The sequence below is a fragment of the Ochrobactrum sp. Q0168 genome (genome assembly GCF_016427605.1).
Taxonomy (GTDB): domain Bacteria; phylum Pseudomonadota; class Alphaproteobacteria; order Rhizobiales; family Rhizobiaceae; genus Brucella.
In genome coordinates this window covers 1-6,823 of the sequence record NZ_JAELXQ010000035.1, presented here as the reverse complement: position 1 = coordinate 6,823, position 6,823 = coordinate 1, and the positions used below count along the sequence as shown (strand labels likewise).

Genomic DNA, 6,823 nt, shown 5'->3' with positions numbered 1-6,823 from the left:
AAACAGATTTCCCGTTTGAGAAAAGCATCAGCGTGAGCAAAGCAAACGCCATAATGATGATGGCAACATCAAAGGCGTTTGCGCCGCCGTCTGGAACCGCATGCATGTTGTTGGCAACCTTGGTCCGAAAAGTACACGATTTTATTGGTTATCGTAGGTTATATGTACGAGGAACTTGTACGTGCTGTAAAACAATGGTATCAATGGCGTATGACCAATTTCGGAGGTCCCGATGCCCCAGACAAGCTACAAGATCAGCGAAGCCCGCAAGAATTTCGCCGAAGTCCTCGATCGCGCCAACCAGGGCGAAGAGATCGTCATCATGCGTGGCAACGAAGTTTACGCCCGCATCGGTCCAGCAGCTGACGGAGGCAAGCGCCCTTTTGGCCTGTTGCGCCATCGTGGCCTGCCCGACAACCTGTTCGATACAGTTGATGCAGAGCAGGCGGCGATCGATGCCGGAGACTGGAATGATGATACCGGCGTCTGGCAAGGCAAATCCAACAATAGCGAAAACACGCAATGAAAATCCTGCTCGACAGCCACGCCGTCTACTGGTGGACAATCGGTAGTGATCGCCTGTCCACGAAGGCACGATCGCTGATCGAGGACAAGGCAAATCCTATCCTCGTCAGTGCGGTCACGTTCTATGAGCTGGACAACAAGATGCGCCTGAACAAGCTTGATCTCAAGCCCCAGGAACTGCGGGCAGCCGTCACGGAAAGCGGCCTGCAAACACTAGCCATCACCGATCTGCATGCCGAACTTGCAGCAAATTTTGATTGGGAACATCGCGATCCGTGGGACCGGATTCTTGCCGCTCAGGCGCGGCTTGAGCACTGCACTTTCATCTCGACGGATCTGGCGTTCGACGCGATTCTGCATGAGCGCGTCTGGTAAGGGCAGTGGCTGTGAAGGTATTCGTGGACATTGCCGAGGCAGCGGAGCGATTTGACGAACTGATTGACTTCGTTTTGCGCGATGACGAGGTTGTCATCTGTCGAGCTGGCGATCCTATTGCCGCGATCATGCCAATTTCGCAGAACGGCCAGGGCACATGGGATGAAGTCTGGGCGCTGGCGCTTAAGGGAAGGCCTGCAAACACGCACCAGACTTCGAACCACGATGAACTATATGACGAGAACGGACTGCCGAAATGAGCAGCTCGTCGTCAGGTTCGATTGAAAAACGCACCGAGACTTTAGATACGATTGCAGCTGTTTTGCCGATGAACCGGCGCGACATGCTGGCTGAGATTTTGACGGATGAAGATGTCGAGACGCTGCGCCATCTGGTCAATGAAGGCATGGGCGAAAACACGCTGCGCGCCCTGACCTCGGATCTGGCCTATCTTGAAGCCTGGTCGATGGCTGCCACCGGTAGCCCTCTTCCCTTCCCGGCGCCCGAAGCCCTGTTGCTGAAATTCGTCGCCCATCACTTATGGCGGCCACAGCAACGCGAGATCGAACCCGATCACGGCATGCCAGCCGACGTGGAAGAGGCATTGCGCCGACAAGGCTTTCTGCGCGTGTCGGGACCGCATGCGCCGGCGACCGTCCGCCGTCGTCTGGCCAACTGGTCAACGCTGACCCGCTGGCGGGGGCTGGAAGGGTCGTTTTCATCGCCTTCCGTCAAATCGGCCATCCGGCTTGCGGTGCGCGCCCTGAACCGGCCGCGCAGCCGCAAGAGTGCCCATGCGATTACCGGCGATATTCTGGGCAAGTTGCTGGCAACCTGTTCCGGCGAGGATCTCACCGCACTCCGCGACCGGGCTATCCTGATGGTAGCCTTTGCCTCGGGCGGACGCCGACGCAGTGAAATCGCCGGCGTGCGGGTAGAACAACTTGTCAAACAGGCACCTGTCACCGCGAAAGACGGCTCTCCCCTCCCCTCGCTCGGCATTCATCTCGGCCGCACCAAAACCAGTGGTGCTGACCACGATGAAATCGTTTATCTAACCGGCCGACCCGTCGAAGCCCTCACCCGATGGCTGGAAGCAGCCAGGATCGACAAGGGCAGCGTGTTTCGAAAAGTCGATCGTTGGGGCAATGTGTCGGTGCGCGCACTGGAGCCGAGCGCCGTCAACCGGATCGTCAAACAGCGCGCGCAAATGGCAGGCCTCGATGCCACAGAATTCTCCGCCCATGGCCTGCGCTCGGGCTATCTCACCGAAGCGGCCAATCGCGGCATTCCGCTCCCCGAAGCGATGGAACAATCGCGTCATCGCTCCGTGCAGCAGGCATCTGACTATTACAACGACGCCAAGCGGCGCAGCGGACGCGCGTCAAGGCTATTGAGTTGATCACCTTCTGCCTCACTTCGTCTTTCCTGCTGAATGCTGCTAAGAGATTGATCAGCGGGTACCGGGACGTTCAACTATTGGCGAGTAATCACTGGCTGAAGGTGAAATCGCTCCCGCTCGCGCCCTTCCAACCCAGTCGTGGCGCGCTGCATTTTTCATTGAATGTCTGAGTGTACTTTGTAACGACACAGTCTGTCGCAGAAAGTTGAGATCTTTGACCCGAACTGGCGCAACCAGCCCCAACTACCATTACCGAAACAAGTATCACAATGTTGAAAGACTTCGTTACCATTATATAACTCTTACTTTGGCTTTCCGAATTCGAATAGTAAAGCGCATTCTAGGCGTTTGAACGCTTAGATTAGGCTCGCATTCTTCTTTGTTGACGATCTATACAAAATATGTGAGCCTTTACTCACATTGTCTACTCGTATTCGGAAATTGAGAATATGGCCATGCTCAACGCTACAAATCCCAGAAAAGCCGCCTCGCAAGAGAGGTCGAAAATGACCGTCGAGGCGATACTGGACGCCACTGCTCGCGTTTTGGTGCGCGATGGATATGCGCGGGCCAGCACAAATCGCGTCGCTGCCGTAGCGGGTGTGAGTATTGGATCGCTCTACCAGTATTTTCCCAACAAGGAGTCGCTTGTGGCTGCGCTCGTCGCAAGGCACAATCGTGAAATTCTGGCTCTGCTGGAAAACGCGATGCAAGAATGCGCGTCAGACGACCTGAATAGTGCCATGCGGGAGCTCGTTCGTGCTATGATTGCTGCGCACCGGGTTAATCCTGAGCTCCACCGCATCTTGAAAGAAGAAGTTCCCCGCATTGGAAAACTTGCCGAGGTGGAAGCCATCCGGAAGGACACGCTGCATCTGGTTCGGCATTATCTGGAGCAATGTAAGGACGACGTTCAGCTCAAAGACCTCGATACGGCTGCATTTATATGCGTCACGACAGTCGAGACATTGACCCATGCCATCGTTCTCAATGACTGTGGCCATTCCCTCTCGGACGAAGCCGATATTGTCGAGCACATCACCCGGATGATTGCGGGATATCTGGGCACTGTACCAATACCTATCCGTTCTATTTTGAGAGAAGCGGCCTGACCTCAATGGTTCAAGATGCGCGCTCCCACCAAACGCATCAAGCAGCGCACCGCGATTGCGGGATTGGGCCCGTCTTGGACTTCGGCCCACGGCCTGCGTTCCGGCTATCTCACCGAGGCAGCCAATCGTGGCATTCCATTGCCCGAAGCCATGGAACAATCGCGCCATCGCTCCGTGCAGCAAGCGACCGATTATTATAACAATGCCAAACGGCGCAGTGGACGCGCGTCGCGGCTGCTCGGCTGATCCACAAAGCCTTCTTACCCTCCCCCAAAAAATACGGCATCTGTCGTATTGAAGTCGGACGATTGTGCAGTTAATCGCGAAGATGTACCTTTGCCCCCATCGCTGTGGGGTCAGCGATTTGGGGGGCGATCATGGGACAGCAGAAATCTAAAACCAAACTTTCGCGCATGAAGGTTTCGCCGCGTCAGCGACATCTGTTATGGCTCTCATCCGCTGTCTTTGCCTCTGCACTGATGTTACCACTTCCGGGCGAAGCAGAAACTTGGCTCGGCGGTCCCGGGGACTGGGATTCTGTCTCTTCGTGGCAGGAAGGGACCATTCCGGATGGTATTGGAGTAGTTGCAACGTTCAATGCAGAATCGAGTTGGAGTTCAATAGTCCACTTGAACGGCCACCATACCCTGGGGGTATTGAACCTTCTTAGCAACTACGGCGGAGGCTATGGCTTCGCAGACGGCACAATCACCTTCTCTGCAAGTAGCGGTTATGCCCTAATTAATGTTACCACCAGCAGTGCATTTTCGGATTTTCAAACAACCGCATTCATTGAACTTGCATCCGATACCGTCGTCAACACATCCGGAACAGATGCAAGTTTAGCGAGTATAACCTCGATTTCAGGGCCAGGAGCGCTGATCAAAGAAGGTCCTGGTGCAGTTTATTTGTCCGCGCCGAATTCCTATACGGGTGGCACCCGCATTGAAAATGGCATTTTACGAGCTTATAGAGCGGGAGCGCTCGTCGACAACACCGCCTACATCGTCAATGGCGGCACCCTTGATCTGAATGGCATTGGCCTGACGATGTCGTCGCTCAGTGGCAATGGGGGCACCGTCAATCTGGGCAGTGCCGATCTGACAGTCCATCAGACCACAGATACTGTATTTTCCGGATCGATCTCGGGATCTGGGCGGCTAATCAAAAGCGGCATTGGAACGCTGTCTTTGAGTGGTAACAGTTCTTATGCCGGTCTTACCCAGGTGACTTCCGGCACCCTGATGATTGGGAACGGTGCTGCCGACACTGCCGCCGGCCTCGACAGTGATGTTTTGGTTGCAAATAGTGGCGCGTTGGGCGGTTTTGGTTCGATCAACGGGAATGTCAACATACAGAGCGGAGGCGAGCTGGCACCGGGAAAGCCGGAAGGTACTCTCACAATCAATGGCGATCTGTCGCTGGATCAGGGAAGCCAGCTTCTTTTTTCGTTCGGCGCTCCAGATGGTTATGGTAATCCCGGTCAGGGCCACGATGTGCAAGTTAATGGCAACCTTGCTATCAACGGCGCAGCCATCAACACAGTCGACGCCGGGAATTTCGGTCCCGGTCTGTATCGTTTGTTCAGTTATACCGGCTCTCTCACGACAACAAATGGCGGACTTCTTCCACCCGCAACTGGGTATACTATCCAGAATTTGACAGGCGCCAAGCAAGTCAATCTCATTACGACAGGCGGCATGTTCGTCAATTTCTGGAACAGCAATGGCCAGGCGAGTGCAACACAGTTGGGCGGTGGGATCGGTACTTGGGCGCAGCCCAACGCAAACTGGGCCGATGCTCAAGGAGTTCAAACAACGACCCGCCAGCCCATCAATGCCTTTGCGGTTTTTGGTGGTGAGGCCGGGATCGTCACGATTTCAAATGTCGGAAGTTCTCCGGTATCGGCGATCGGGATTCAGTTTGCCAGCGATGGCTATCGTCTGGTCGGTGATGCACTAGTACTTGATACAACGTTACAAAATTCGTTGAGCGAAGTCCGTGTCGGTGACGGCAGCGGAGCCAGTGCTGGTTGGACTGCCACTATCTCCAATGTTCTCGAAGGAAATGGTGTCCAAAAGACCGGCGCCGGGACGCTTGTTCTGGAAGCTGCCAATACTTACACCCGAGGCACAACGATTTCGGCGGGGACGCTCGTCGCCAATCACGCGAATGGTAATAGCGTCATCGACGCGTTGGGCACAGGTCTGATTACGCTCAACGGAGGACGGCTGCACTCGGCTTTCGGGAGTTCCACCCTCAACAGCTATCTCATTTCAGCTGGAACAACGGGCACCATCACTACTGCAACCGGCACGTCGCTGTGGCTCAACGGCGGAGCGGGGCAAAGCTTCTCAATTGACGGCGATCTGGTCATCGGAACCGATGATGCGAGAGGTGACGTGATTATGGACGTCATCGGTACGAATGCAGCTCCGGCTTCGACAATAACGGTCGCATATGGACGCCTTGTTGACGGTAATGGCACTTTGGGAAGCCTGACCGGCTCCGCAGGTGCAACACGCGTCGCCTCCGGCGCTACGATCGATTTCTCCGCACAGGGCGGAACAATTCGCAACTTGCAGGATGCAACGCCGGGCCATGGCGGTACAGTGTCCTGGGGTAACAATCAATTGCGCGTAAATGGCGGCAGTTTTTCCGGCCAGTTCGTGAATTCACCGGGTGGTGAACTCGTTAAGGGGAGTACCGATACGCTCCTCCTCAATGGCGATAATTCAGGCTTTACCGGCACGACGACAATCGCCGACGGCAGATTGATCGTTGGCGATGCGAACCACGGCAGCGCGATGCTCGGCGGTACCATCGACGTTTTATTCGGTGCCACTCTTGGCGGTTATGGCTCGCTCGGAGAAACGACGGTTCAGTCTGGCGGTATATTATCTCCCGGAAATTCCATCGGCACACTGACCATCGATGGCGATCTGACGCTGAAACCTGGCTCAGTTCTTGAAATCGAAATAGCCGGCAATGGTACTTCTGATCGCGTCGATGTGACGGGAACGGCTACAGTTTCCGGCAGCAATGTCTCGGTTGCCACCATCGATCCAGAAACCAGTTACCAGAATGGTCAGCTCTACCATATCCTGAAGGCGGACGGCAGCATCAGTGGTGAATTCGCAGGCGTTGTGTCGAACTCAGCCTTTCTCGATATGAGCCTTGCCTATGGTGACACGACGGCAGATCTGAAAATCTGTCTGAAAACCGGTTGCCCCAGGCCGGTTGACCCGGAGATCCCAGGTCCCGGCACGCCTGAGCCAGAAAAGCCCTCCCCTGCCCTCTTCACAACTGTGGCCCAGACCCGCAATCAATATGCGACGGCCGGCGGACTGGATAGTCTGGCGCAGACAGGTTCGTCGCTTGCGCTCTATAACAGCCTGCTGATGCTGTC

The 6,823-nt window shown here is 55.3% G+C and carries 6 protein-coding genes and 1 pseudogene; all 7 read left to right on the top strand.

Annotated features, from left to right (window positions below):
- Positions 1-232 precede the first annotated feature (232 nt).
- Positions 233-526: a type II toxin-antitoxin system Phd/YefM family antitoxin gene (locus JAU75_RS23780; protein WP_024897005.1), complete on the top strand. Its 294-nt coding sequence runs from the start codon at positions 233-235 to the stop codon at positions 524-526.
- Positions 523-900, top strand: coding sequence for a type II toxin-antitoxin system VapC family toxin (locus JAU75_RS23775; RefSeq protein WP_199058940.1), 378 nt, complete (start codon positions 523-525; stop codon positions 898-900). The genes JAU75_RS23780 and JAU75_RS23775 overlap by 4 nt, the downstream gene beginning before the upstream one ends.
- 5 nt (positions 901-905) lie before the next feature.
- The gene (locus tag JAU75_RS23770; protein WP_371836243.1) at positions 906-1,160 is read left to right on the top strand and encodes a type II toxin-antitoxin system Phd/YefM family antitoxin; all 255 of its coding nucleotides are present in this window, start codon (positions 906-908) and stop codon (positions 1,158-1,160) included.
- Positions 1,157-2,302, top strand: a complete 1,146-nt coding sequence (locus JAU75_RS23765; protein WP_199058939.1) for a site-specific integrase — start codon at positions 1,157-1,159, stop codon at positions 2,300-2,302. The genes JAU75_RS23770 and JAU75_RS23765 overlap by 4 nt, the downstream gene beginning before the upstream one ends.
- 449 nt (positions 2,303-2,751) lie before the next feature.
- Positions 2,752-3,414, top strand: coding sequence for a TetR/AcrR family transcriptional regulator (locus JAU75_RS23760; RefSeq protein ID WP_247880613.1), 663 nt, complete (start codon positions 2,752-2,754; stop codon positions 3,412-3,414).
- A 36-nt stretch (positions 3,415-3,450) separates the two neighbouring features.
- Positions 3,451-3,660, top strand: a pseudogene (locus tag JAU75_RS23755) (integrase); the annotation flags it as partial.
- 131 nt (positions 3,661-3,791) lie between these two features.
- The coding region (locus JAU75_RS23750; protein WP_199058938.1) for an autotransporter-associated beta strand repeat-containing protein at positions 3,792-6,823 on the top strand (3,032 nt) is incomplete at its 3' end.